This is a genomic window from Thioclava sp. GXIMD4215 (genome assembly GCF_045291555.1).
Classification (GTDB): Bacteria; Pseudomonadota; Alphaproteobacteria; order Rhodobacterales; family Rhodobacteraceae; genus Thioclava; species Thioclava litoralis.
On sequence record NZ_CP149515.1, the window covers coordinates 2,462,594 to 2,487,311 of the forward strand.

Genomic DNA, 24,718 nt, shown 5'->3' on the forward strand with positions numbered 1-24,718 from the left:
CGACAAAACCTGCCCGTTCTGACCAGACGGGAACGGACCAGACAAGGAGTGTTTCGATGCTGCGTATGATGTTGGCCGGAGTGGCCGCCGCAAGTGTGATGACGGCGGGGCTGGTTGCGGCTCCGGCGATGGCGCAGGATGGCGAACCTCTGCATGTCGAGATTACCGATGGTGTGATCGAGCCGCTGCCCTTTGCCATGCCGACCTTCATCGCCGAAACCGGCGATGCCTCGAAGATTGCGCAGGATATCTCTAGCGTGATCCGTTCGGATCTGACCGGCACGGGCCTGTTCCGCGAGATCCCGCAAAACGCCCATATCCAGCGCTTCTCCAGCTTCGGCACGCAGGTGAACTATGCCGACTGGACCGCGATCAACGCGCAGGCGCTGATTGTGGGCGCTGTCTCGATGCAGGGCGGCAAGGCAGTCGTGAAATTCCGTCTTTTCGATATCTATTCGGGGGCCGAGATGGGGGAGGGCCAGCAACTGGCGGCCAGCCCGCAAAGCTGGCGGCGTCTGGCGCATAAGGTGGCCGATACCATCTATTCGCGCATCACCGGCGAGGGTGGCTATTTCGACAGCCGTGTGGCCTTCGTGTCCGAAAGCGGCCCGAAAAATGCCCGTCAGAAACGTCTGGCGATCATGGATTATGATGGCGCGAACGTGAATTATCTCACCGATTCCAGCACCATCGTTCTGGCGCCGCGCTTCTCGGCGGACGGGTCCAAGCTGATCTATACCACGTTCGAAACCGGCTTCCCGCGGATCAAGATGATGAATGTGGGCAATGTCAGTTCGCAGCTTCTGCCCGAGACCCCCGGCACGATGACCTTCTCGCCGCGCTTCTCGCCCGATGGCGGCTCGATCCTCTATTCGATGGAGCAGGGCGGCAATACCGACCTTTACCGGATGGGCATCAATGGCGGCGCACCGCAGCGCCTGACCAATAGCCCCGCCATCGAGACCGCGCCCTCTTACAGCCCTGACGGGTCGAAGATCGTGTTCGAATCCGACCGCTCCGGCACGCAGCAGCTTTATGTCATGAGCGCAAGCGGCGGCGAGCCCACCCGTATTTCCTTTGGCGAAGGGCGCTATTCGACGCCGGTCTGGTCGCCGCGCGGCGATATGATCGCCTTCACCAAGCAGCATGCGGGGCGCTTCCATATTGGCGTCATGCGCACCGATGGTTCGGAAGAACGCCTGCTGACCGCTTCCTTCCTTGACGAGGGTCCGACTTGGTCGCCCAATGGCCGTGTGATCATGTTCACCCGCGAAAGCCCCGGCGCGAACGGCGGTGCAAGCCTGTGGTCGGTGGATATTTCCGGCCGCAACCTGAAGCAGGTGCCGACGCCCGGCGCCGCCTCTGATGTGACGTGGTCACCGCTTCTGCAGTGACATTTCCAAGCCCGAAGAATACTGTTACCCTGCTCATGACGAGCACCTGATATGATGGAACGATCTATGAAAACCGCATTCAAAGCCGCCCTGCTGCTGAGCGCATTGGGCCTTGCCGCGTGTAACAATCCCGACCGCTTCGGCGATGGCTCGGGCGTGAATGATCCGGGCGGTGCCTATGGCAGCGGCTATGGGGACGGCTCGGTCAGCCAAGGCGATATCAACGACCCCAACTCGCCCGCCTATTTCCAGAAGAAAATCGGTGACATGGTGCATTTCATGGTCGACCAGTCGACCCTGTCGCCCGAAGCCACCCAGATCCTGACCCAACAGGCGCAATGGCTGAATGCCCACCCGAATTACACTGCCGTGATCGAAGGCCATGCCGACGAACAGGGCACGCGCGAATACAACCTTGCGCTGGGGGCACGCCGTGCAAGCGCGGCACAGGCCTTCCTGATCAGCCAAGGTGTCAGCGGCAACCGTCTGCGCACCGTGTCCTATGGTAAAGAGCGCCCGATCGCGGTCTGCTCGGCACCGGAATGCTACCAGCAGAACCGTCGCGCCGTGACGGTGATCGCACAAGGCGCGGGTTCCTGATGATGCGTGCGCTGAAGGGGGCGGTCTGTGGTTTGGCAATGATGGCGGGCCTGCCCGCCTTCGCGCAGGACCAGCAGTCTCTGGCCGATATCCGCTCGGAACTGGCGCAGCTCTCGGCGCAGGTGCAAGGCCTGCGTCAGGAGCTGGTGTCTTCCGGCTCTTCGGGACTTCAGGCGGCGGGCGGAGCCTCGGCGCTTGCACGGATGGATACGATGGAGGCGTCGCTGTCGCGGCTGACCTCGCAGACCGAAGAATTGCAGAACAAGATCAATCGGGTGGTCAGTGATGGCACCAACCGGATCGGGGATCTGGAATTCCGTGTCTGCGAGATGGAGCAGGGTTGCGACATCTCCTCGATTGGTAAAACCGCGCCTTTGGGCGGGGCAGATAGCAGTGCTGCAGCGGCTCCGACGCCGGCAGCGTCCTCGAACGGGTCCGGCCAGTCCAGTGCCGATCTGGCGATGAATGAACAGTCGGACTTCGATCGGGCCAAGGGGGTGCTCGATCAGGGTGACTTTCCTCGCGCCGCGAAAGAGCTTGCGGCCTTTGCCCAATCCTACACGGGTGGCCCGCTAAGCGACGACGCGCTCTATTATCAGGGCGAGGCCTTGCAGAAATCCGGCGATACCGCAGGGGCGGCAAGGGCCTGGCTGAACGCTTTCTCGACCTATCCTGACGGGGATAAAGCACCGGAAAGCCTGACGAAGCTGGGCTGGGCTCTGGGTCAGCTTGGCCAGCGCAGCGAAGCCTGCACGGCCTTGGGACAGGTGGGGCAACGCTATCCGCAGGCGCAGGCCGTGTCCGAGGCCCGCGCGGAGATGTCGAAGCTCGGCTGTATGTGAGGCCCTTGCGTGTCCGGTCATGACAAGACCCCGACTGCCGCGCCCTGTCGCGGCAGTTTGCCATTCGGGCCGCCCGTGCCCGAGGCGTTTGTGGCGGCCATGCAGGGCCGCCGCGTGGGGCTGGCGGTTTCGGGGGGCGGTGATTCGATGGCGATGCTGCATCTGCTGGCGGGGCGGCTGGATCTGGCGGTGGTGACCGTCGATCACGGGCTGCGTCCCGAGGCGGCCGATGAGGCGCGCATGGTGGGGCAGGTGGCCCGAAGCCTTGGCCTGCCGCATTGGACCCTACGCTGGCAGGCGCCGTCGGGGGGTAATCTGATGGATCTCGCGCGGCGGGCGCGGATGGAACTGATGGGGGCTTGGGCACGCCAGCAGGGGGTCTCCCATATCGCGATGGCCCATACCGCCGATGACCAGATGGAAACCTTTTTCATGCGTCTTGCACGGGCCTCGGGGGTGCAGGGGCTGTCGGGCATGCGTCAGGCTTGGGTCGAGAACGGCGTCACGTGGCACCGTCCCTTGCTGGATCTCGGGCGTGAGGACCTGCGCGCCTATCTGCGCGGGATCGGTGCGCAATGGGCCGAGGACCCGTCAAACGACAACCCGAAATATGACCGCGTGAAGGTGCGCCAAGCGGCCCCGCATCTGGCGGCGCTCGGGATTACGCCCAAGGAGATCTGCCAGACGGTATCGCATCTGGCCCGCGCCGAAGAGGCTTTGTCGACCGCTTTGGCCGCGATGGTCGCGCGCCATGTGCAGATCGACCGTGGCGATGTGGTGGTCAGTCTCGAAGGGCTGGAGGGCGAAGTGCAGGGCGAATTCCGCCGCCGTCTCTTCGCGGTGATTCTCGGCTGGATCGGGGGCGGGGCCTATGCGCCGCGGGGCCCCAAGCTGGAGACCTTCTGCCGCGATCTCGCCCAGACCAGAACGCTGGCCGGTGTGCAGCGCAGCCAGAAGGGTGGCTCCGTGCGCTTTACCCGCGAACTGGCGGCGGTGGCGCAACAGGTTGTGGCTGTGTCATCGGCGCAGATCACGCAATGGGACCGCTGGCGCGTCGGGCGTGATGGGCCAGAGGCACAGGGAGAGACGGGGGCTTACGCATGCAGGGGGCTGACCATCGCCGCTTTGGGAAAGGAAGGGCTTGCGCAATGCCCCGACTGGCGCGCGACAGGGGTGCCGCGGGCCTCGCTTCTGGCGAGTCCGGCGGTTTGGGACGGTCCGACACTGCTTGCGGCGCCCTTGGCAGGGCTTCCGAATGGCTGGAATGCAGAAATTGCGACCCCGTTCACCCGCTCAATGCTATTCACCCGTTGAACCCTGAGCCTAAATCCCTATTTTCAGATCAACGGCTTCCTGCCCGCTCATCCGGGCGTCGCAAGGATGTCAAAATGAATTGGAGGTTTTTCCTTGGGTAATGCGCGCAATCTAGCCTTTTGGGCCGTGCTGTTCGTGCTGATCCTCGCCCTGTTCAACCTGTTTGGGGATGGACAGAACGCGATGAATTCGCAGCAAGTCGACTATTCCGAATTTATTACGGCAGTCGATAAGGGCAATGTCAGCAATGTTCAGATCGATGGGGAGGATGTGCGCTATCAGCTCAAAGACGGCACGTCGACTTATTCCACCGTCAAACCTCTGACCGATCCGATCGCCGAGCGTCTGATCTCGCAAGGGGTGCAGGTCAAAGTGGTGAAGCAGGAGCAGTCGGGCTTCATGTCGCTCTTGGGCGTCTGGCTGCCCTTCCTCGTGCTGATCGGCATCTGGATCTTCTTCATGAACCGGATGCAGGGCGGCGGCAAAGGCGGCGCGATGGGCTTTGGCAAATCGAAAGCCAAACTGCTGACCGAAAAGCAGGGCCGCGTGACCTTTGACGATGTCGCAGGCATCGACGAGGCCAAGGAAGAGCTGGAAGAGATCGTGGAATTCCTGCGCAACCCGCAGAAATTCAGCCGCCTTGGTGGCAAGATCCCGAAAGGCGCGCTGCTGGTTGGCCCTCCGGGCACCGGTAAGACGCTTCTGGCGCGTGCGATTGCGGGCGAGGCAGGCGTGCCCTTCTTCACCATCTCGGGCTCCGACTTTGTGGAAATGTTCGTGGGTGTCGGTGCAAGCCGCGTCCGTGACATGTTCGAACAAGCCAAGAAGAACGCGCCCTGTATCGTCTTCATCGACGAGATCGACGCTGTGGGCCGCGCCCGTGGTGTCGGCATCGGCGGCGGCAATGACGAGCGTGAACAGACCCTCAACCAGCTGCTGGTCGAGATGGACGGCTTCGAGGCGAATGAGGGCATCATTATCGTTGCCGCGACCAACCGCCGCGACGTGCTGGACCCCGCGCTCCTGCGTCCGGGCCGTTTCGACCGCCAGATCCATGTGCCGAATCCCGATATCAAGGGCCGTGAGAAGATTCTGACCGTCCATGCCCGCAAGGTGCCGGTTGGTCCCGATGTCGATCTGCGCACTATCGCGCGCGGCACGCCGGGCTTCTCGGGGGCCGATCTGATGAACCTCGTCAACGAGGCGGCGCTGATGGCCGCGCGTGTGGGGCGTCGTTTCGTCACCATGGAAGATTTCGAGCAGGCCAAGGATAAGGTCATGCTGGGGGTCGAGCGCCGCTCGATGGTGCTGACGCCCGAGCAGAAGGAAATGACCGCCTATCACGAAGCCGGTCACGCGATTGTCGGCCTTGCGCTGCCCAAATGCGATCCGGTCTATAAGGCCACGATCATTCCGCGCGGTCAGGCCCTTGGTATGGTGGTCTCGCTGCCCGAGATGGACAAGCTGAACTACCATAAGGACGAGGCCAAGCAGAAGATCGCCATGACGATGGCGGGCAAGGCGGCCGAGATCAAGAAATGGGGCCCCGACCATGTGTCGAACGGTCCGGCCGGCGATATCCAGCAGGCATCGGCCATTGCACGGGCGATGGTGATGCGCTGGGGCATGTCCGACAAGGTCGGCAATATCGACTATTCCGAAGCGCATGAGGGCTATTCCGGCAATACCGCAGGCTTCTCTGTCTCGACCGCGACCAAACAGCTGATCGAGGACGAGGTGCGCGAGTTGATCGAGGAGGGCTATCGCGAGGCGGTCCGCATCATCAACGAGCGCGAAGAGGAATGGGAACGTCTTGCGCAGGGCCTCTTGGAATACGAGACCCTCACCGGCGAGGAAATCAAGAAGGTCATCCGGGGCGAGACGCTGGGCGGGGACGATGATACCCCCTTGGGCGGCCTGCCGACCGTCAACTCGATCTCCAAGACCAAGCCCGAGACCTCCGGCGAGACCGCTCCGGAGACGGGCGAGACCGATCCCAAAGCGTGATGCCTTCGGCAGATTCTACAAAAGGCCGTCCTTCGGGGCGGCCTTTTTTGCAAAGGGGCCGGATGTTGCGGCCAAGGTATCGCCCAGACTCTTCGTGTCAGGGCAAAGCTGCGAACGTAACGACGGATCTTGACCTTTCCGCTATGCGGTCCAAGCATGGGTCTGCTGCGTGCTTGCGGTGATTTGACAGGATTATTCATGCCCGCCTTGAAGCCGACGGGGTATCGTGCCGAGATTGTCTGGCTTGGGGTCGTGCCCGAGGGGCAGATGGAGTCGGTGGCGCGGACCGAGCTTGAACTGGATTTCGACGGCCCGCTGGGGGAGGCCCATCGCGGTCGCACACGGCCTGCCTGCTCGCGGGTCAGTGCGCAATTTGCCAAGGGCACGATTATCGCCAATACCCGCCAGATGACGCTGCTTTCTGCCGAGGAAATGGCCGAGACCGCGTTTGCCATGCGCATTCCCGAGCTGCGTCCCGAATGGGTGGGGGCGTCGGTCGTGCTGCGCGGGTTGCCGGATTTTTCCCATATTCCGCCATCGTCACGTCTGCAAAGCGAAGAGGGTGTGGCGCTGGTGGTGGATATGGAGAACCGGCCCTGCGTGCTGCCCGGCACCATCATCGAGGCGGTGCATCCCGGGAAGGGCAAGGCCTATAAGCCTGCGGCCACGGGGCGGCGCGGTGTGACGGTCTGGGTGCAGCGTCCGGGACGGCTGGCACTGGGGCAGAGCTTGCAGCTTTGGGTGCCGGACCAACGCGCATGGTCGAAACTTCAGCACGATTGGTAGGATCAGGCCTTTATCGCGATCTTTCATGGGGCAAGGGCGCAATATCGACATGACCTGTCGATCGCGGGCTTGTCCGCCTGTGCTGGGGATGTAATAGGTAGCGCCATCAATGTAAGCGGCGTCAATCTTTGTGCCGCCGGATAGATAAGCAGTGGATTGTCCTATGAAAGATCCGAAGACCATTCCCTCGATGAAAGAGCTGCGCGAGCAGATCGACTGGCTCGACCGCCAGATTGTCGAGCATCTTGCCTATCGTCTGACATTGATTGATCGCGCAATCGATCTGAAGCCGGAAGAGGATATGCCGGCACGGATCGAAGAGCGGGTCGAGGATGTTGTCGCCAAGGTCAAAGCGCATGCCGCGCAATGTAACGGCGATGTTGAACTTTTCGAGCAGCTTTATCGCATCATGATCGAGGCGTCGATCCAGCGCGAAGAGCGTGTTCTTGGCACGGGAGACTTTGAATGACTGCGACGATCATTGACGGCAAGGCCTTCGCGGCCTCGGTGCGCGAGGAGGTGGCCGCTCAGGTCAGCCGCCTGAAAGCCGATCACGGTATTACGCCCGGTCTGGCTGTGGTGCTGGTGGGGGAAGACCCCGCATCGGAAGTCTATGTGCGCAACAAGGGCAAGCAGACTGTCGAGGTCGGCATGAATTCCTACGAGCACAAGCTGCCTGCCGAGACCTCCGAGGGGGAATTGCTGGAGCTGATCGCGCGTCTCAATGCCGATCCTGCCGTGCATGGTATTCTGGTCCAGCTGCCGCTGCCCAAACATCTCAACGAGGATCTGGTCATCAATTCGATCGATCCGGCCAAGGATGTCGACGGCTTCCATATCTCCAATGTCGGGCTTCTGGCGACGGGGCAGAAATCCATGGTGCCCTGCACGCCGCTGGGCTGTCTGATGATGCTACGCGATCATCATGGCGCGCTTTCGGGGCTGAATGCCGTTGTGGTGGGGCGGTCGAATATCGTGGGCAAGCCGATGGCTCAGCTTCTGCTGCGCGATAGCTGCACGGTGACGGTGGCGCATTCGCGCACTAAGGATATCGAAGAGATCTGCCGCCGCGCGGATATTCTGGTGGCCGCTGTTGGCCGTCCTGAAATGATCAAGGGCGATTGGGTCAAACCGGGTGCCACGGTGATTGACGTTGGTATCAACCGCATTCCGGCCCCCGAAAAGGGCGAGGGCAAGCACCGTCTGGTCGGGGATGTCGACTTTGCATCGGCGGCAGAGGTGGCAGGGGCCATCACGCCGGTTCCCGGAGGGGTTGGGCCGATGACCATCGCCTGCCTGCTGGCCAATACCCTGACCGCCTGCGCCCGCGCCAATAACCTGCCCGAACCGGAGGGGCTGACGGCCTGAGCCGCCAAGGGGCAGGGGGCGAATCAACCGTAAATTGAACCTTTGACAAACGCCGGAAAATACCCCCGGCGTTTGTCTCGTTTTTGCGACGTTCGTAAAGGTGCAATTATTTTTGTTTATTCTGGAGCGCAGAACAGGAATTACTCTGGGCTCATGACAAAGGCATTCGCTTTAGCGGGTGGGACAGGGCACGCCAAGCAAGAGGTCCCTTACGATGTGGAGCACCTATCTTCATTCACTGAGCGTGCCGACGCTGCTTCTGACTTGGGGCGCCGCGTCGGTGTTCGGGATATTGGGCGGGCCGTTTGGCACATTCGAATGGCTGACTTTCGGTGAAAGGCTGGTCTACTGGCCGTCGCTCTGGGCCTTCGGTATTCTGATCGGCTGCGGGTTCCGGCTGCTTTACGAGACGGTTCTGGGGGTCCGGCAGTTCTGGCGTTATGTGCTGCTGGAATCGGTCAGCGTTGGCGTCATCATGGCGTTTCCCTATCTGGCGCTGCTGTCCTATTTCGCGGATACGGCGCGTGCAAACCTGCCCAGCTTGCTGGAACTCGGGGCCTATAATTTTGCGATGACATTCTTTTGTGTCACATTGCGGCGCGTGTTCTACCCGCAAGAGCAAGAGCAAGAGCAAGAGCAAGAGCAAGAGCAAGAGCAAGAGCAAGAGCAGGCAGATCTGCCGTCATCGCAGGGCGATCTGTCCCCTGAGGACCCGCCTTCTGTCGGGGGGGCACCTGCGCAGATACGGTGTCAGCCGGTAAACGTCCGCCCGCCGCAAACCGGCCCGTCCGACATTCTGCCTGCCGAACATGCCCCTGTGCCATTTGCACCGGCTCCGAGGCCGCAGCCTGCCCACCGCCCACGCCTGCTGGAGCGGTTGCCGGAGGAATATCATGGCGATATCTGGCATCTGCAAAGCCGCGACCATTATGTGCATGTCACCACCTCGCAGGGGTCGCATCAGGTTTTGATCCGGCTGGCTGACGCCATCACCGAACTGGACGGTGTGGAAGGGCTGCAGGTGCACCGGTCGCATTGGGTGGCCGAAGATGCGGTGACAGAGGCCCGCAAAATGACCTCCAAGGCAAAGCTGACCCTGCGCAACGGGGCTGTGGTGCCGGTGTCGCGCACCTATCTGTCCGATGTCGAGGATGCCGGTCTTTTCGACCTGCCCCTGCCGCCCGCAGAGCCGTCGCCGCAGATGCGTGTGTCCTAATGTAGGATCTCTTCGTCACGCACGAACATATTGGCCCATGCGCGGTCGATCAGCTCGGGCGACATCTGCCGCGGAAGGCCTTCGAATTTACAGATCTCGATCATCTGGTCGATCAGGAAGATCGGCTGATAATTCGCGTAGATATTGTTGATACTGGGGTATTTCACCTTCAGCAGATGGAGCAGGGCAGCTTCGTTCAACGGCATCTGGCGTTTATTCGCGACGAGTTTGAAGATCTTGAGGAAATCCCGCTGATTAGGGCCGTCGATCTTGATCTTGAAGAAGATACGCCGCAGCGCGGCCTTGTCGAAGATGGCATTGGGGTGGAAGTTGGTGGAAAAAATCGCCAATGTATCGAAAGGCACCTCGAATTTCTCGCCCGATTGCAGCGCGAGGATATCACGGCTTTCCTCAAGCGGCACGATCCAGCGGTTCACCAGCTTCTGTGGTGGCTCGGACTGGCGGCCAAGGTCGTCCACGATGAAGACACCGCCCGAGGCTTTCAACTGGAGGGGCGCGGTATAGGTGCGCGCCGTCGGGTTGAATTTGAGATCCAGCATATCCAGCGTCAATTCGCCCCCTGTGATGACGGTCGGGCGTGCGCAGAGCACATAGCGGCGGTCAAAACGTGGCCCTGCGCGGCGCAGCGCTGTCGGGTCTTCTTCGGGGATCGGGGCCTCGGTATGGATGATGGGGTCGAAGACGGTGATGATCTGCCCCGAATATTCAATGGCGCGGGGGATATAGATCTGGTCGCCGAGCGCGTCGCGGATCCCGTTGGAAATCGAGGATTTCCCGTTGCCGGGCGGGCCATACATCAGGATCGAGCGCCCCGAGCCGACCGCAGGCCCGAGCTGGTCGATCAGATCCGGCGGCAGGACAAGGTGCCCCATCGCCTGCAACAGCGCCTCGCGGGTCAGTTGGATATTGCGGATGGACTGGCGTTTGACCTGCTCGCGATACTGCACCAGCGGCACGGGAAGCGCGCCGTAATATTCCGACTGCGCCAGCGCGTCCAGCGCGCGGGCGCGACCGGCATCCGAAAGCTGGAAGGCCATCTCGTTGCCGGAATTGGCATGCAGCGTTCCCATCGCCTCGACAAGGCGCTGCTCGCGGGCCAGATCGATCAGCTCTTGCAGCAAGGTGGTTGGCAGGCACATCAGGGCGCCCAATGCGGTCAATGTGGTCTGATTGGTGCGGAACATCGTCTTCAAAAGAAGGTCGCGCATCATCACAAGGCTAAGCCCCGTCTCCGACAGGCTGCGCGGTGTCTGCGGGGCCGTAATCGGGCGGAGCATCATATTCATGGCAGAAACCTTTTCCTCACACATGGTCACCGGAACGACAGACATACAGATGCGTCTGGGCAGAAGGTGACGCCGCATTATGGCCGAATTCGGGAAAAATGCGGGCGTGGGGTGGTCTTATCCTGCCGCCAGAACGGCAAGGGCCAGATAGATCCAGAGGGCCAACGCCAGCCCGACGCCAGCGGGGGTGCGTTTGGCAGTCCAGCTGCGCCAGCCGGAGGTCGCACGGGTCAGGGCGGGCAGGCGTTTGAGCAGTTGATGCAACCCCAGCCCCGCCAGCAAACCGACCGAGAGGCAGATCATCGCCAGCGAGATCTGCCCCGGCTCATGCGAGACAAAGAGCGCGGCGACCGACACGAATTTCACGTCCCCCGCGCCAAAGCCTGCAAAGGCAAAAAGCGCGAAACCGATGGCCAAAACCACGGCAAAATTGACCCACCGCCATGCCCAGACCTCGGGAGGCAGCACCGCCAGCCCCAGAAAAACAAAGATCCCCGCCGTGGTATAGACCGCGACATTGCGGATTTTCATGTCCCGCAGGTCGGTGGCGGCCACCCAGAGGCAGACCGGTGTCATCGCCAGCAGGAAAAGGCAGGCTGCTGCAAACGGGGGCGCGGCAAACATGTCAGGCCTTGACCTTATTGGCGTCAAGCGCGGCCAAGGCACGGGCGGCTTCTTCGAAATATTGGGGGTTGGTGTCAACAGCCTCCTGCAGGAGGCTGCGTCCGGTATTCACATCGCCCTGCTTGATGGCCGAAAGCGCCGCCGTATACAGCAACTGGGCCCGCTCGGTCTGGGTCATGTCGACCACCGGCAGGTCATATTTGCGTTGCGCGGCACGGGCCAGAACGAGGTTGTTCTTGGTGGTGAAGCTGGACGGGTCATAGGTCAGCGCTTCAGCAAAAAGCTTTTCGGCGGATTTGGCATCGCCACGGGTCAGTTTCGAGAAGCCCCAGTTGTTCAGCACACCGGCGGGGCGGGTTGTCAGCCCGACAGCCGTATCATAGAAACTATCGGCCTTTTTCCACTGCTTGCTGCTATCGGCCACCATCGCTTCCAGCCGGTAACGGTCATAGGTCTCGTAGGTGGGCGGCACCGTGTTGAGCGTGGCCTTCGCGCCCGCCCAGTCATTGCTGCGGATCTGGGCATCGGCAAGACCGACCTTGTCGGCATCCGTGGCACCGGGCATGGCCAGCACCGCCTGCCAGACCTTCACGGCCTGATCATGCTGTTTGGCCCGCACCAGAGACTTCGCCAGCCCCCGCTTGAGGTCGATCCGGTCGGGGTTTTCGTTGGCAGAGCGCTGGAAATATTTCACAGCCTCCTTCGGGTCGCTGACAGTCAGCATGATATCCGACAGGTTCGTTTCGTCGATCGCATTGACGGTCTTGAAGGCCTCGGCCTCCTTGGCACTGTCGCTGGCACCGCAGGCGGCAAGCATCAGCGCGCCTCCCAGCAGGGCGGTCATCACAATAATCTGGCGCATGGTGTTGCGTCCTCTCGCTCGGCCTCAATGCTTGGTCAGCAGCAGGTATTCACCATGCCCGCGCCGCACCAGCTTGAATGTCTGTTCTTGCGGAGAATCATATACCGGTTTGTCGATTTTTGCGAGCGCGCGCATAAGGTTTTCTCGGATCGCGTCAGATTCGCCATTATCAAGACCATAGGCGATGCGGAAGGTCCGCGCGGCCTCGGCGACCTTGCCCTCTTCCATCAGCACGACGCCCAGATTGTTCCAGGCGGGCACGAATTTCGCGTCTTTTTCGGTGGCACGGCGCAGGATCTGTTCCGCCTGTCCCAAGCGCCCGAGTTTGAGATTGGCCGAACCGATGGCCGACAGCGTGTCCACTGTGGCCCCGTGTTCGGCCATCGCGCGGTAATAGGCCTTGAGCGCCAGATCATATTCGCCCGCTGCCATCAGACGATGCCCGACGATCAGCCCGTCCACCCCGTCGCCATCCGCATAGCCCGGTGCATAGGGCGATTGCGAGGTGCCGAAGGACAGCGGCACGCAGCCCGCGAGCGCGGCAGACAGACAGGCAAGGGCAATCAGGCGTCGGGTGGCGGGCATCGGGCTCTAGAGCGTCAGAAGTTGCTGAAGCTGTTTATCATATCATAGACCGAAGGCCCAACAAGGATGATGAGAAGCGGCGGCACGGTGAACGCCATTGTGCCCAAGGTCATTTTTGTCGGGATCTTGTTGGCCGCTTCCTCGGCGCGCATGATCCGTTTGTCGCGCATGTCGGCGGCATAGATGCGCAGGGCCTCGGCGATAGAGGTGCCGAATGTCTGCGACTGGATCATGACGGTGGCGAAGCTCTGGATGTCGCTCACGCCCGAGCGTTCCCCGAAATTGCGCATCACGGTGGCTTTGTCCTTGCCCGCCTTGATCTCGTAGGCGATCAGACCGAATTCCTCGGAAATGGCGGGGCAGGAAGTGGCCAGTTCGCGGGCCACGCGGATGATGCCCTGATTGAGCGACTGTCCGGCCTCGACACAGACCAGCAGCATGTCCAGCGCATCGGGAAAGCCGTTCTGCAATTCGGCGGTGCGGGCTGCGACACGGCTGTTGACCCATTGTTTCGGACCAAAATATCCCACAACGCCCGGTCCCATGATCAGGCCGATCATCGCCGCAGGTTCCAGCGGGTCGGTATTGGTGAGGGTGAGATAGACCGTGATCAGCGCCCCCAGCGCAAGCCCGCCAATCGCCGCCGAGGCTTGGGCTGCGTGGAAGCTGCGCACGGCATTCGGGCCGCGATAGCCCGCGCTTTGCAACCATTTCTTGGCGGCCGACATTTCCTTTTCGTTTTGCGGTTCCAGAAAACCGGCAAACCGTTCCAGCGCGTCATTGCCGCTGCCTTCGCGCAGTTTTGCGGGGCTTCTTGTGGCCGTTACCGGCTGCGAATTGCGCCGCTGTTGGGCGATCTTGTCCAGCGGATCGCTGCGCCGTTTGAGCAGAAAGGGCAGGGTGGCAAGGATCAGCCCGCCCGCCAGCACCAGAAGCGCGATCATCGGTCCTAGCGGGCCAAGGGATTGGGTCAGGAATTGGGAGAGCGCGCTCATGGGGGTCTCTTTGAAAAGCGGGGCTTAGACTTTGATATTGGTCATGATGCGCATGAACAGCACATTCATGCCCAGCAGGACGAAGACGGCAATGGCCAGAGGCAGGAACATATCGGAATCCTTGACCTTGTCGTAATAGGTGGGCGAGACGATCAGGATGCCCGCCAGCACCACCAGCGGAAAGCCCGAGAGGAACATGCCCGACCATTTCGGCTCGGCGGTAATGGCTTTCACGCGACGGAACAGACGGAACCTTGCGCGGATCACTTTGGACAGCCCGTCGAGCACCTCGGCAAGGTTGCCGCCCGATTGCTGCTGGATCGATACCGCCACGGCGAGGAAGCGCAGATCCTGCATGTCCAGCCGCTGGGCCAGATCGCGCAGGGCATCGGCCACGGGGCGGCCATAGGCGGCCTCGTCCGCGATCATCCCGAATTCGGTGCCCAGCGGGTCGGGGATTTCTTTGGCCACGGCTTGGATGGCCGAGGAAAGCGGATGCCCCACCCGCAGGCTGCGCACCATCAGTTCGATGGCATCCGAAAGTTGTTCTTCGGCCAGGGCCATGCGTTTCTTCGCCTTGCCAGAGACCCACAGGAACACCGCGCCGCACCCCATCGCCACCGAAAGCAGCAGACGTGTAGGCAGATCCACCGTCAGCCCGACCGAGAGGCCCGCAAAGACCACAAGGCTCATGGCCGCCATGACCCCCATCAGCGCCTGCGGGCTGAAGGCGATATTGGCCTTTTGCGCCTTGTCGGCCAGCAGCGAATAGAAGGGGATGTTGCGCCCCTTCTCGTGCTGCGTCACCTCTTTGCGCAGCTGTTCCAGCACTTCTTCGCGGCGACCGCCCTTTTCCAGCATATCGATGCGGCGGTTGACGCGCCGCGACAGCGAGATCGACTTGCCGAAGACCAGCAGATAGATGCCCTCGACCAGCAAGAGCACCGCGATGAAGATCACCGCATAGATGGCAACGGTGGAAATCGCGCCCATGCTCAGCCCTCCACGGGTTCATAGATCGAGGCAGGCAGGTCATAGCCCCATTGGCGGAACCGGTCGGAGAAATGCGACCGCACGCCCGTTGCGGTGAACCGCCCGATGATCTTGCCCTCCGGTGTCAGGCCGAGGCGCTCGTAGCGGAACAGTTCCTGCATCGAGATCACATCGCCCTCCATGCCGGTGATCTCCGAGATCGAGGTCATCCGGCGCGAGCCGTCCTGCAGACGCGAGGCCTGCACCACAAGGTTCACAGCCGAGGCGATCTGGGCGCGCATCGCCTTGATCGGCATCTCGATCCCTGCCATCGCGATCATGTTCTCCAGCCGCGACATCGCATCGCGGGCCGAGTTCGCGTGGATCGTGGTCATGGACCCGTCATGGCCGGTGTTCATCGCCTGCAGCATGTCGATGACCTCCTCGCCGCGGGTCTCGCCCACGATGATCCGGTCGGGGCGCATCCGGAGCGCGTTCTTCAGACAGTCGCGCGGCGTCACCGCCCCACGCCCTTCGACATTGGGCGGGCGGCTTTCCATCCGGCCCACATGGGTCTGTTGCAGCTGGAGTTCGGCGGTATCCTCGATGGTCAGGATACGCTCGGAATTGTCGATGAAAGACGACAGCGCATTGAGCGTGGTGGTCTTGCCCGAGCCGGTCCCGCCCGAGACGATGACATTCAGCCGTGTCGAGACGGCGGCCTGCAGATAGGCGGCCATCTCCTCGGTAAAGGCGCCGAACCCGACCAGATCGTCAATGCCCAGCTTGTCTTTCTTGAATTTCCGGATGGAAACCAGCGAGCCATCCACCGCAATCGGCGGCACCATCGCGTTGAAGCGCGACCCATCGGCCAGACGGGCATCGACATAGGGGTTGGATTCATCGACACGGCGCCCCACGGCCGACACGATCTTGTCGATGATCCGCATCAGGTGGCGTTCGTCCTTGAAAACGGTGTCGGTCAGCTCCAGCTTGCCGCCGCGTTCCACAAAAACCTGTTGCGGGCCATTGACCAGAATATCGGACACCGTCTCGTCTTTGAGTAGCGGTTCGAGAGGTCCAAGCCCCATCACCTCGTCATAAAGCTCGCCGATCAGTGTCGTGCGCTCGCTTGCGGTCAGGGCGATACCGGCATCTTGCAGGACTTCGGACCCGATCGCGGAAATTTCCGAGCGCAGATCGGATTCGCGCGCCGTTTCCAGCGCCGCCAGATTGAGGTCTTCGAGCAGGCGGGTATGGATTTCGGTTTTCAGCTCGCCCAGCTTCTGGCGACGACGGCGGTCCTTGTCCTGCGGCTCTGCCTGCGCGGGCGCTGCGGGCGCTATGCGGCGGGTGACCAGCGGGGCTTTCTCCACCACGGGTTCGACCGTCGGGGCCTTGTCGACCGCAGCGGCGGGGGGCGGGGCAGGCTGGGCGGTTGGCTTTTTGTAACGCGAGAACATATCTGTCCTTTCCGATCCCGTCCGGGATCAGCCCTGTGCAGCCTTCGCAGCGTGGTTACGGTCGTAGACGCTGCGCGCCAGCTTCTGATATTCGCGCCGTAACGGCGCTTTGGCGGCCGTTTCGGCAAGGGGCTGGCCGTGATCATTGGCCTGCGTGATGGCGCGGCCCCCATCGGGCAAGTGCAGCTCGATCGTGATATCAAGGCTTTCGGCCAGACGTTTGACGCGCGACTTGCCGGCCAGATCGGTGAATTTCGGTGCGCGGTTCAACACGTAGCGCAGCTTCTCGACCGGCAGATCCTCGGCCTGAAGCGCACGGATCATCCGCAGCAGGTTCTGGGCCGAGCGCATATCCAGTTCCAGCATGGCGAAATACAGATCGGAGGCCGACAGCACCGTTTCGGTCCATTGCACGACGGTTGACGGCATGTCGATGATCACGAAGTCGAACTGGCTCTGTGCCATCTTGATCAGCCGCGAGATGTCCTCGGTGCTCGGCAGATCCAGTGGCAGCATGTCCGCAGGGGCCGTGAACACATGCAGCTTGTCCTGATAGACCTGAAGCGCCTGATGGAACAGCTCGGCATCCATCTGCGCGGTGTTGCTGAGCGTGTCGAAAATGATCTCGCGGCGCGGCAGGTCCAGATAGGTGGAAATCGTGCCGTATTGCAGATCCAGATCGATCACGCAGACACGCGGAGCTTCGGGGAGCGCGGTGCGTTTCTTGCCGCTTGCGCCGGGATTGCAGGCCAGCTCCCATGCCAGATTGACGGCAAAGGTCGATGCGCCCACGCCGCCTGCCATGCCATGAACGGCCAACACCGCGCCGTTGCGATCCTGACTGGTTTTGCGTGGCTGGGCGGGGGCGAAATCCTCGACGGTATCCTGGGCATGGCCCAGCCGGTGGATGGCCTCGTGCAGCGCGCCTTCGGGCAGAGGATAGGGGACGAAATCATCCGCCCCCAGACGCAGCAGCTGGTGCAGCGCGATCGGCGAAAGCTCTTCGGCGATCAGAATGATCCGCAGCCCTTTTTCCTTGGCGGTCGTGATGATGCGCGTGATGCGGTCAAGATTGATCTCGTCATCCTCGTCCACGGCAATCGCCAGAAATTCCAGCGTTTCGGCATCGGGCTGGTTGAGAAACAAAAGCGTGTCATCAAAGCCGAGATCGCCCCAGCTTTCGCCAAGTTCGGCTTCCATATCCTCGATCAGCAGATTGAAGTTCGACACATCACGCGACACGGTGCAGGCCACCAGCGGCGCCGGCTCCGGGCTTAGTATAGGTGCTGCACTCATCTGCCTGACGTCCCTTCCGTTTTCGGTCATCGGAGTGACCATAGGGTGACCCGCCGCGACTCGGTCGCAGGGGCCTCGCTTTGGCTCAAGATCATGCCGAATCTTGGCAAGATTGCGGCCAGACTGTTTCAATTGTGGGGATATAGGCGACGATCATGATAACAGGCGGCCCTTGTTTCCACGGACCACCTGCTGCAAGACATTCGTAACTATGCTTCTTATTTCGCGCCTGTGACCGTTCCGACCGATGTAGACTCACCGCCCGTAAGTTGTGTGGGGGGCTGCGCGCTTGTCACGTAATCACGGAAAACGATCTGCGCGTATTTCCCGTTCATCACCATCGGATTGCTTTCCACAAAGCCCGAGACTTCGGTGACGGTGCGGCGGTTCTGTTCGTTCGGGGCATTGGTCAGAACCAGCGGCTGTGTTTTGCCATAGCTTACGATGGCTTCCAGTCTTGATCTGGAAATCCCTTGCGATGTCAGGTAGTTGACCGCAGCTTTCGCGCGTCGCAGACCAAGTGCCTTATTATAGGCGTTCGATCCGACAAGGTCGGTGTGACCATAGACACGGAAGCGCACCTCGGGGAACTGGCGGATAAACTTGGCCTGCTGGGCCAGAATCGCACGGGCTTCCGGTGTCAGCACGGCCGAATTGAAGGCGAAGTTGATCGTTGTGGGGACGCTGGCATTGAACTTGCTGTTCAGGTTGACCGCAAAATCCTGAGGATTGGTCATAACCTGAAGGTTGTGCGCCGTGGCAGACCCGTAGCCGGTACTTCCCAGAGAATTCCCGATCTCCTGGGTACATCCCGCAAGGGTCAGCGCCGCTGCGCAAAGCGTAAGTGTGAAAGCCGAACCGTGCATCTGTTATTCCATCATATAACCGTAAGAGCCGGAATAATCCTGCTTGGCGACTTCGGCGGCAGCCCCGCTGACCGGACGCCCCGTGGTCTTGCCAAAGAGGAACATATCCGATTCCGACGGGAGCTTCACCCGATCCGTCGGCAGGGCATAGGCCATGCCTTTGGTCGGTGTGACAAGATGCGGGGTGACGATGATCACCAGTTCGGACTGCTTGCGCTCGTATTCGCTTGAACGGAACAGCGCGCCCAGAACCGGCACGTCGCCCAGCCACGGCACCTGATCGTTCAACCCGTTGAAATCATCTTGCAAAATACCCGCGATAGAGAAGCTTTCTCCGTCCCGCATCTCGACCGTCGTAGAGGTTTCGCGCCGCTTGAAGGCATTCACCGAGAAGCCGCCCGATTCCATCGTCACGCTGGTATCGATGGCCGATACCGCAGCCTTCATTTCCAGATTGATGACACCGTCATCGATGACGCGGGGAATAAAGGTCAGCTCGACGCCGAAGGGCTTGTATTCGATAGCGATGCCATCATCGTCGACCACCGGAATCGGGTATTCGCCACCGGCAAGGAAATGCGCTTCCTGTCCGGACAAGGCGGTCAGGTTCGGTTCGGCCAATGTGCGCACGACGCCCTTGGATTCCAGCGCCTCAAGCAGCACGTTCATTTCGAAGGTGCCACGGGTCAGGCTGAGCCCGAACTGCCCGCCTTCACCACTATTGGTCGCATTGGTCAAAGAGGTGCTGGCATTGCCACGGGTTAGGCCCAAGCCAATGGAAGCGTTCAGGTTTTTTGCCACCGAACGCTGCATTTCGGCAAAGCGGACCTGCAGCATCACCTGCTGGGTGCCGCCCACGGTCATCAGGTTTGACACGCGGTCGGGTGCGTAGCGGTTGGCCAGATCCAGCGCCCGATCCAGCTTGCCGGTCGAAGAGACGGTGCCCGAGAGCACGATACCATCATTGGCCGTGCGGACTTCGATATTCTCGCCGGGCAGGATCTGTTTCAGCCGCTCCTTGAACTCGGCGATATCCGGTGTGACCTGCACTTCGACATTCGAGATGAGTTTACCATCCGCGCCCAGAATGGTCATTGTCGTGCGCCCGGGAAGCTTGCCCAGTACATAGATCGTGCGGTCGGACAGCGTGGTGATATCGGCAATACCGGGATTGGCGATGGATAATTCGGTGAAAGGCTGGTCGCTCTCCACCACCACAGCACGGTTCATCGGCACGGCCAGCGGTGCGGATGAGGCACCGGACATAACGCGCAATGTTTCGGCATTGGCGGCGCAAACCACGCCGAGGCCGCAAGACAAAGCCAAAAGCCCTGCCGTGAAGAAAGTCTTTAGGTTCATTGTGATCCTGCCTCTCCGATCACATCGTAAATCTTACGGCTCTGGCGTCCGCTTGGCGATCATTAACTGCGTTCAAAGGAGCATGACCGAAACAGGGACATTTGGCAATAATTTGCTTATAACCGCCCTTGCGGTTTGTGCCGTTGAGGTCACATGCAGGTTTTACCGTCCATCTGTTGCCGGGTTGGGGGTGGCTTAATTGGTGCAGGGGATCGGAGTTTCGATCACTTCGGAACCTTTGCGGGTTTTGATCGTGCAGACTTTGGGGGCAGGGGCTGCGGCAACTTCGGGGGTGCCAAGAAGCTGGTCGCGATCAATCTCGATCGGGCCCATTGCGCTGGTATCAAGCGTATTTCCCACCAGTGCCAGCATGATCTGTCCCGTGCTTTGCGCAAGGGTCAGGGCCGCCACCTGTTCGGGGCTGACCTCTGCGGTGACGGTGCGTGCTATCACGGCCTCGGCGACGCGATCGGCATCGGCATTCTGATCGACCGCGATCAGCTTGAGATTGGTCTGGATCAGCTTGGTCACATCACGATTGTTGATGCGACCATACCAGTAGACATCCACGTGGTCGCCCGGGCGCAGGAAACCGGACACGCCGGATGCGGCGTTCACTCCGATGGTGAAAGCCCGCATATCTGCCGCCAGTCGGGCCGTAATGCCGGCATCGATGCCGGGTTTGGTGATCTTTGATGCAAGCAAGGGCTCGTTGGCCTCGTACGACCGTAGGGCCGCGCGGGGGCGGGTTTCTCCGTCAAGGAAGGCTGCTTTTGTGGCCTCGTCTCCCTGAGCCGCGCTAATGGCCGAGAACGCGCCTTCGGGCAGCTTGCCCTGCTGGACCTTGATGACCTCGAGATCGGCTTGCGTGAAACGTTCCCCATATTTCAGGGCATGTTTCACCACGACCATATTGGCCATCTGCGTCATGGACTGCCGCTCTTTCAGCAGGTAATCACGCTGGGCCTGAAATTCGGCAATCTTGCCTTGGGTCATATACACGGCCATGCCGGCCAGTGCGACGCCCAGAATAAAGACCAGTCCAAAGATGAGACGCATCGTGTTTCCCTTTCTGAGAGTACTTTGCGGCGTGAAACCCTAGTTTCGGGTTAAAAATCGTCCTGAATCTCGACGGATTCGAGATAGTCTGCGATTTTTGTGGAGGCGGATAGGGCACCTGCGCCGATGACCTTAGTCACGGCGAGTGCGAGGGCGGCAACAACGGCGGTGAGCACGATCCATTCGGTCGATACTGCGCCGTTTTCGCTTTTGCGAAACAGCCGGAGCTTTTGTAGGACCGATGTGGTCTGATCCGAATTTTTACAAGACGGCATGGTGGAACGCGCGGTCATTTTACATGTATCCTCATATGCATACCTGAACAGCAATAGAGCTTTCTCTGGACGTGAGGTGTTGGCATGCGAAAGCCGCCCCGAAGGCGGCTTTCGGCGAATAGACAGTCACCAAGCGTTTTAGCCGCTTCTATTAGCCATCGGTGCCGGTCGTGTCCGAGCTATCGAACAGGGTAAGGCCTTTGGTCACCTGCGAGGTTGCATCAACACTGCCTGCTGCAGAAATCATTTTCTGGCCCACAATGGTCACAACAGCAACGCCGAGGCCTACGATGGCGGCGGTCAGCACAACCCAGTCAACGGTCACAGCGCCGTCTTCTTCGTTGCGGAATTTCTTGGTCAGACGAAACAGTTTCATGGCAGCTCTCCAGTGTTAAACTCTCACTCTTTCCGCGGTTCTGGTCATTCACCCTTGTCCCTATGCCCCGCGGCATGAGGAGAATTTGTCGTTGGTTCGTGGCTAGAATGGGGCAGCTTATCGGCCTTTCAGCGACCAAGAGCAGAATCTTTAGCTTTTATTGACCTTTCACGGGGCGCTTGCCACTTTGGGGCGAGTGATGGGGGCCAATATGTGCAGACGTGCGTTCATGCGCGCGCGAATCCGGTCCTGGCGGGGGATTGCGGCAACGGTTTCGTATGAAAACGGGCCTCTGACGCGGACATCAAGGCGAATCGCTGGCGCTTGCGGCGGGATTCGGGATTTATGACATACAGAGGGCGAAGCCCCGGTTCGAGCAGGATGAGCTTATGAAAGTAAGACAGACCGTCCGTCTGGGCGCTGGCATGGCCCTTGTGATGGCCGCCGCGCCGATGACTTGGGCGCAATCGGTGATCACGACGCCCACCGTGCGCACAATGGCCATGCAGCATCAGGCCCCGACGGTGAACCGTTATTCGCCGAAAACAGTGACGCCGCCCGCGCCGGGGACGAAAAAGCGTATCAATATCCAGATCAACCCCGATGAGCAGCGCGCAGCACTGGCTGCGCGGGCCGCTATGCCCTTCACGCCGGTGATGCCGAAATCGGCAAGCGCACCTGCTGCCAGTTCCAGCTACACCTGGTACTGGGATCGGGTCTCGCCCGGTCTGGGAGATCGGGCGGGCCGCTTTGACGCCGCGATCGCGGCGCTGTCGCAAGGGTCGGGGGGCAAATCGGTACGCGCACCGCGGCTGGCCGATCTGAAAGCCATTGCCGACCGGCATGGCTCGCAGATTCTGGCGGCGACGATCGGCACACAGGTTTCCCCTGCTTTGGTACTGGCGATGATCTCGACGGAATCTGCCGGACGTCATGATGCGGTGTCCCATGCGGGGGCGGTGGGGCTGATGCAGCTGATTCCCGCCACAGCGGAGCGTTTCGATGTGGAGGACAGCAAGGATCCGGCCCAGAATATCAAAGGCGGCGTGGCCTATCTGGATTGGCTGATGACCGAGTTCGACCGTGATCCGCTGATGGTGATCGCGGCCTATAATGCGGGGGAAAACGCGGTGAAACGCAATAATGGCGTGCCGCCCTTTGCCGAAACCCGCGATTATGTGCCCAAGGTGCTGGCCGCATGGTCGGTGGCGCGCGGGCTGTGCCTGACGCCGCCCGAGCTGGTGACAGATGGCTGTGTCTTTGCCGATCGTGGCTGACGTCCAGCCCCCCCGATTCCATGCCCAATGAAGAAAAGGCACCCGCCTGCCAGCGGATGCCTTTTTGATCTGTCATGCATCCTCATGCGGTCGGGCCGCCGGACGATGCGTGAATGAGGGCCTGTATGTCGATCCCGTGCCATGTCGTCACCCGAGGTGTGTTGGGGTGATGCGGAAGACGATATGTTGACGGGTCTGCTTGCCTCAGTCTTGTTGTTATCTGCTCGTTTTTAATGGCGTTCTTGGCTTCACCCGCTGCCACAGGATCAAGCGCTGCGCCGATAAAGGCAAACTGAAGGCTAATTGGGGCAAGAATAAGGCATCGTTTCCAAATTCGTGTCGAATACCGGAATCGGGCTGAAATTGTTCGGGCCAATGGGGCGTTGCCCATGAAAAAAGGGCGGAAATTCCGCCCCTTCGCTTTGGCTGTTGGATGGGCTTAGTTGACCAGCGTCGCTTCGGTTGCGGCGCGAAGCTCGTCTTCGCTGATGCCATCGGCCAGCTCCACAAGCTTCAGGCCGCCTTCGACCACATCCAGAACGCCCAGATTCGTGATGATGCGATCCACAACGCCGGTGCCGGTCAGCGGCAGGGTGCAGGCCTTGAGCACCTTCGACTCGCCCGCCTTGTTCTGGTGGTCCATTACCACAACGACCTTCTTCACGCCCGCAACCAGATCCATCGCGCCGCCCATGCCTTTCACCAGCTTGCCGGGGATCATCCAATTCGCCAGATCGCCGTTTTCGGCCACTTCCATCGCACCAAGGATCGCCGCTGCAATCTTGCCGCCGCGGATCATGCCAAAGCTGGTGGCACTGTCGAAATAGGCGGTATTGGGGACTTCGGTAATGGTCTGCTTGCCCGCATTGATCAGATCGGGGTCTTCCTCGCCCTCATAGGGGAAGGGACCCATGCCCAACATGCCGTTTTCCGATTGCAGCGTCACATTCACGCCCTCGGGGATGAAATTGGGCACAAGCGTCGGAATGCCGATCCCGAGGTTCACATAGGTGCCATCCTCAAGCTCTTTTGCCGCGCGCGCCGCCATCTGGTTGCGGTCCCAACCCTTTTTCACATCAGACATGGATCAGGCCTCCTTCGGGCGCGTGGTGACTTTTTCGATGCGCTTCTCGTGCTGGCCCTGGATCAGGCGGTGCACATAGATGCCGGGCAGGTGGATATGATCGGGGTCCAGCGTCCCGACAGGCACGATCTCCTCGACCTCCATCACGCAGACCTTGCCGCACATCGCCGCCGGAGGGTTGAAGTTGCGCGCGGTCTTGCGGAAAATCGCATTGCCGGTTTCATCGGCTTTCCAGGCTTTCACAATGGCCAGATCGGCAAAGATGCCTTCCTCCAGAATGTAATCCTCGCCCTTGAACTGCTTGACCTCCTTGCCCTCGGCCACCTGCGTGCCAACGCCGGTCTTGGTGTAGAACCCGGGGATGCCCGCGCCGCCTGCACGCATACGCTCGGCCAGCGTGCCCTGCGGATTGAATTCCAGCTCAAGCTCGCCCGAGAGATACTGCCGCATGAATTCGGCATTCTCGCCGACATAGGAGGACATCATCTTCTTGATCTGGCGGGTCTCCAGCAGTTTGCCCAGACCAAAGCCGTCGACGCCCGCGTTATTGGACGCAACCGTCAGATCCTTGACGCCGCTTTTGACAATCGCGTCGATCAGAAGCTCGGGGATGCCGCAAAGGCCGAAGCCTCCTGCGGCGATCAGCATGCCGTCCGACAAAAGCCCGTCCAGAGCCTCGGTCGCGGAGCCGTAAATCTTCTGCATGAATACTCCTCCAAGTGTTTCAGCCAATAAGGCGCTATCGTTCAGAGCAAGTCAATGCTGCGCTGCGGCGCAGGGTAAGCAGGGCG

At 60.8% G+C, this 24,718-nt stretch carries 25 protein-coding genes; 10 read left to right on the forward strand and 15 right to left on the reverse strand.

Translation table 11 applies throughout. The annotated features are described in order from the left end of the window. The first annotated feature begins 65 nt into the window (after window positions 1-65). The 9 genes from tolB (at window position 66) to WDB86_RS12330 (ending at window position 9,527) form a co-directional block, all read left to right on the forward strand. Complete coding sequence (gene tolB / locus WDB86_RS12290; protein WP_406737046.1) at window positions 66-1,394, forward strand: Tol-Pal system beta propeller repeat protein TolB; 1,329 nt, start codon at window positions 66-68, stop codon at window positions 1,392-1,394. Window positions 1,395-1,460: 66 nt separating this feature from the next. Next, window positions 1,461-1,994: a peptidoglycan-associated lipoprotein Pal gene (gene pal, locus WDB86_RS12295; RefSeq protein ID WP_339108217.1), complete on the forward strand. Its 534-nt coding sequence runs from the start codon at window positions 1,461-1,463 to the stop codon at window positions 1,992-1,994. Beyond that, window positions 1,994-2,836 carry a tol-pal system protein YbgF gene (gene ybgF, locus WDB86_RS12300; RefSeq protein ID WP_339108216.1) on the forward strand — a complete coding sequence of 281 codons (843 nt, stop codon included), beginning with the start codon at window positions 1,994-1,996 and terminating at the stop codon, window positions 2,834-2,836. Before pal ends, ybgF begins: the two co-directional genes overlap by 1 nt. A gap of 9 nt (window positions 2,837-2,845) precedes the next feature. Beyond that, entirely contained in the window at window positions 2,846-4,150 is a 1,305-nt protein-coding gene (gene tilS / locus WDB86_RS12305; protein WP_406736048.1) for a tRNA lysidine(34) synthetase TilS, read from the forward strand. A gap of 93 nt (window positions 4,151-4,243) precedes the next feature. After that, window positions 4,244-6,157, forward strand: a complete 1,914-nt coding sequence (ftsH, locus tag WDB86_RS12310; RefSeq protein WP_339108214.1) for an ATP-dependent zinc metalloprotease FtsH — start codon at window positions 4,244-4,246, stop codon at window positions 6,155-6,157. Between the two features lie 198 nt (window positions 6,158-6,355). Then, complete coding sequence (locus WDB86_RS12315; RefSeq protein WP_406736049.1) at window positions 6,356-6,943, forward strand: MOSC domain-containing protein; 588 nt, start codon at window positions 6,356-6,358, stop codon at window positions 6,941-6,943. A gap of 163 nt (window positions 6,944-7,106) precedes the next feature. After that, window positions 7,107-7,412, forward strand: a complete 306-nt coding sequence (locus WDB86_RS12320; RefSeq protein WP_339108212.1) for a chorismate mutase — start codon at window positions 7,107-7,109, stop codon at window positions 7,410-7,412. Next, entirely contained in the window at window positions 7,409-8,311 is a 903-nt protein-coding gene (gene folD / locus WDB86_RS12325; RefSeq protein WP_406736050.1) for a bifunctional methylenetetrahydrofolate dehydrogenase/methenyltetrahydrofolate cyclohydrolase FolD, read from the forward strand. Before WDB86_RS12320 ends, folD begins: the two co-directional genes overlap by 4 nt. A 214-nt stretch (window positions 8,312-8,525) precedes the next feature. After that, the gene (locus tag WDB86_RS12330; RefSeq protein WP_406736051.1) at window positions 8,526-9,527 is read left to right on the forward strand and encodes a LytTR family DNA-binding domain-containing protein; all 1,002 of its coding nucleotides are present in this window, start codon (window positions 8,526-8,528) and stop codon (window positions 9,525-9,527) included. Here the strand turns inward: WDB86_RS12330 and WDB86_RS12335 are convergent. The 13 genes from WDB86_RS12335 to WDB86_RS12395 all read right to left on the reverse strand — a co-directional run bounded on the left by WDB86_RS12335 (window position 9,524) and on the right by WDB86_RS12395 (window position 21,566). Beyond that, complete coding sequence (locus WDB86_RS12335; RefSeq protein WP_339108209.1) at window positions 9,524-10,834, reverse strand: ATPase; 1,311 nt, start codon at window positions 10,832-10,834, stop codon at window positions 9,524-9,526. The genes WDB86_RS12330 and WDB86_RS12335 overlap by 4 nt on opposite strands. A 117-nt stretch (window positions 10,835-10,951) precedes the next feature. After that, window positions 10,952-11,458: a prepilin peptidase gene (locus WDB86_RS12340; RefSeq protein ID WP_406736052.1), complete on the reverse strand. Its 507-nt coding sequence runs from the start codon at window positions 11,456-11,458 to the stop codon at window positions 10,952-10,954. A 1-nt stretch (window position 11,459) separates the two neighbouring features. Further along, window positions 11,460-12,320, reverse strand: coding sequence for a tetratricopeptide repeat protein (locus tag WDB86_RS12345; RefSeq protein WP_406736053.1), 861 nt, complete (start codon window positions 12,318-12,320; stop codon window positions 11,460-11,462). A 24-nt stretch (window positions 12,321-12,344) separates the two neighbouring features. Further along, window positions 12,345-12,905: a tetratricopeptide repeat protein gene (locus WDB86_RS12350; RefSeq protein ID WP_406736054.1), complete on the reverse strand. Its 561-nt coding sequence runs from the start codon at window positions 12,903-12,905 to the stop codon at window positions 12,345-12,347. Between the two features lie 14 nt (window positions 12,906-12,919). Beyond that, window positions 12,920-13,900 (reverse strand): type II secretion system F family protein, encoded by a 981-nt coding sequence (locus tag WDB86_RS12355; RefSeq protein ID WP_406736055.1) that lies wholly within the window; start codon window positions 13,898-13,900, stop codon window positions 12,920-12,922. 24 nt (window positions 13,901-13,924) lie between these two features. After that, a complete protein-coding gene (locus WDB86_RS12360; protein ID WP_339108204.1) occupies window positions 13,925-14,893 on the reverse strand; it encodes a type II secretion system F family protein in 969 nt (322 codons plus the stop codon). 2 nt (window positions 14,894-14,895) lie between these two features. Continuing rightward, complete coding sequence (locus WDB86_RS12365) at window positions 14,896-16,335, reverse strand: CpaF family protein (RefSeq protein ID WP_339108203.1); 1,440 nt, start codon at window positions 16,333-16,335, stop codon at window positions 14,896-14,898. A 27-nt stretch (window positions 16,336-16,362) separates the two neighbouring features. After that, the gene (locus WDB86_RS12370; protein WP_339108202.1) at window positions 16,363-17,631 is read right to left on the reverse strand and encodes an AAA family ATPase; all 1,269 of its coding nucleotides are present in this window, start codon (window positions 17,629-17,631) and stop codon (window positions 16,363-16,365) included. A 218-nt stretch (window positions 17,632-17,849) separates the two neighbouring features. After that, window positions 17,850-18,497 carry an OmpA family protein gene (locus WDB86_RS12375; protein WP_406736056.1) on the reverse strand — a complete coding sequence of 216 codons (648 nt, stop codon included), beginning with the start codon at window positions 18,495-18,497 and terminating at the stop codon, window positions 17,850-17,852. A 3-nt stretch (window positions 18,498-18,500) separates the two neighbouring features. Further along, the gene (locus WDB86_RS12380) at window positions 18,501-19,856 is read right to left on the reverse strand and encodes a type II and III secretion system protein family protein (protein WP_406721281.1); all 1,356 of its coding nucleotides are present in this window, start codon (window positions 19,854-19,856) and stop codon (window positions 18,501-18,503) included. Window positions 19,857-20,051: 195 nt separating this feature from the next. Next, complete coding sequence (gene cpaB, locus WDB86_RS12385; protein ID WP_339108199.1) at window positions 20,052-20,915, reverse strand: Flp pilus assembly protein CpaB; 864 nt, start codon at window positions 20,913-20,915, stop codon at window positions 20,052-20,054. 50 nt (window positions 20,916-20,965) lie between these two features. Then, a complete protein-coding gene (locus WDB86_RS12390; protein ID WP_339108198.1) occupies window positions 20,966-21,208 on the reverse strand; it encodes a hypothetical protein in 243 nt (80 codons plus the stop codon). A 133-nt stretch (window positions 21,209-21,341) separates the two neighbouring features. Continuing rightward, window positions 21,342-21,566, reverse strand: coding sequence for a pilus assembly protein (locus WDB86_RS12395; RefSeq protein ID WP_406736057.1), 225 nt, complete (start codon window positions 21,564-21,566; stop codon window positions 21,342-21,344). 497 nt (window positions 21,567-22,063) lie between these two features. Between WDB86_RS12395 and WDB86_RS12400 the strand changes: the two genes are divergently transcribed. Continuing rightward, window positions 22,064-22,843 carry a lytic transglycosylase domain-containing protein gene (locus WDB86_RS12400; RefSeq protein WP_406737047.1) on the forward strand — a complete coding sequence of 260 codons (780 nt, stop codon included), beginning with the start codon at window positions 22,064-22,066 and terminating at the stop codon, window positions 22,841-22,843. A 439-nt stretch (window positions 22,844-23,282) separates the two neighbouring features. On the opposite strand, the gene WDB86_RS12405 is transcribed toward WDB86_RS12400, so the two are convergent. Together WDB86_RS12405 and WDB86_RS12410 are read right to left on the reverse strand one after the other, a co-directional pair. Continuing rightward, a complete protein-coding gene (locus WDB86_RS12405) occupies window positions 23,283-23,927 on the reverse strand; it encodes a CoA transferase subunit B (RefSeq protein ID WP_406736058.1) in 645 nt (214 codons plus the stop codon). 3 nt (window positions 23,928-23,930) lie between these two features. Continuing rightward, window positions 23,931-24,632 carry a CoA transferase subunit A gene (locus WDB86_RS12410; protein WP_339108195.1) on the reverse strand — a complete coding sequence of 234 codons (702 nt, stop codon included), beginning with the start codon at window positions 24,630-24,632 and terminating at the stop codon, window positions 23,931-23,933. Window positions 24,633-24,718: the final 86 nt, after the last annotated feature.

Excerpts from the sequence above, each read along its gene's own strand:
- tolB (WP_406737046.1), top strand. The coding sequence starts at position 66 with ATGATGTTGGCCGGAGTGGCCGCCGCAAGTGTGATGACGGCGGGGCTG.
- pal (WP_339108217.1), top strand. The coding sequence starts at position 1,461 with ATGAAAACCGCATTCAAAGCCGCCCTGCTGCTGAGCGCATTGGGCCTT.
- ybgF (WP_339108216.1), top strand. The coding sequence starts at position 1,994 with ATGATGCGTGCGCTGAAGGGGGCGGTCTGTGGTTTGGCAATGATGGCG.
- WDB86_RS12315 (WP_406736049.1), top strand. The coding sequence starts at position 6,356 with ATGCCCGCCTTGAAGCCGACGGGGTATCGTGCCGAGATTGTCTGGCTT.
- WDB86_RS12320 (WP_339108212.1), top strand. The coding sequence starts at position 7,107 with ATGAAAGATCCGAAGACCATTCCCTCGATGAAAGAGCTGCGCGAGCAG.
- folD (WP_406736050.1), top strand. The coding sequence starts at position 7,409 with ATGACTGCGACGATCATTGACGGCAAGGCCTTCGCGGCCTCGGTGCGC.
- WDB86_RS12330 (WP_406736051.1), top strand. The coding sequence starts at position 8,526 with ATGTGGAGCACCTATCTTCATTCACTGAGCGTGCCGACGCTGCTTCTG.
- WDB86_RS12335 (WP_339108209.1), bottom strand. The coding sequence starts at position 10,834 with ATGAATATGATGCTCCGCCCGATTACGGCCCCGCAGACACCGCGCAGC.
- WDB86_RS12340 (WP_406736052.1), bottom strand. The coding sequence starts at position 11,458 with ATGTTTGCCGCGCCCCCGTTTGCAGCAGCCTGCCTTTTCCTGCTGGCG.
- WDB86_RS12345 (WP_406736053.1), bottom strand. The coding sequence starts at position 12,320 with ATGCGCCAGATTATTGTGATGACCGCCCTGCTGGGAGGCGCGCTGATG.
- WDB86_RS12350 (WP_406736054.1), bottom strand. The coding sequence starts at position 12,905 with ATGCCCGCCACCCGACGCCTGATTGCCCTTGCCTGTCTGTCTGCCGCG.
- WDB86_RS12355 (WP_406736055.1), bottom strand. The coding sequence starts at position 13,900 with ATGAGCGCGCTCTCCCAATTCCTGACCCAATCCCTTGGCCCGCTAGGA.
- WDB86_RS12360 (WP_339108204.1), bottom strand. The coding sequence starts at position 14,893 with ATGGGCGCGATTTCCACCGTTGCCATCTATGCGGTGATCTTCATCGCG.
- WDB86_RS12365 (WP_339108203.1), bottom strand. The coding sequence starts at position 16,335 with ATGTTCTCGCGTTACAAAAAGCCAACCGCCCAGCCTGCCCCGCCCCCC.
- WDB86_RS12370 (WP_339108202.1), bottom strand. The coding sequence starts at position 17,631 with ATGAGTGCAGCACCTATACTAAGCCCGGAGCCGGCGCCGCTGGTGGCC.
- WDB86_RS12375 (WP_406736056.1), bottom strand. The coding sequence starts at position 18,497 with ATGCACGGTTCGGCTTTCACACTTACGCTTTGCGCAGCGGCGCTGACC.
- WDB86_RS12380 (WP_406721281.1), bottom strand. The coding sequence starts at position 19,856 with ATGAACCTAAAGACTTTCTTCACGGCAGGGCTTTTGGCTTTGTCTTGC.
- cpaB (WP_339108199.1), bottom strand. The coding sequence starts at position 20,915 with ATGCGTCTCATCTTTGGACTGGTCTTTATTCTGGGCGTCGCACTGGCC.
- WDB86_RS12390 (WP_339108198.1), bottom strand. The coding sequence starts at position 21,208 with ATGACCGCGCGTTCCACCATGCCGTCTTGTAAAAATTCGGATCAGACC.
- WDB86_RS12395 (WP_406736057.1), bottom strand. The coding sequence starts at position 21,566 with ATGAAACTGTTTCGTCTGACCAAGAAATTCCGCAACGAAGAAGACGGC.
- WDB86_RS12400 (WP_406737047.1), top strand. The coding sequence starts at position 22,064 with ATGGCCATGCAGCATCAGGCCCCGACGGTGAACCGTTATTCGCCGAAA.
- WDB86_RS12405 (WP_406736058.1), bottom strand. The coding sequence starts at position 23,927 with ATGTCTGATGTGAAAAAGGGTTGGGACCGCAACCAGATGGCGGCGCGC.
- WDB86_RS12410 (WP_339108195.1), bottom strand. The coding sequence starts at position 24,632 with ATGCAGAAGATTTACGGCTCCGCGACCGAGGCTCTGGACGGGCTTTTG.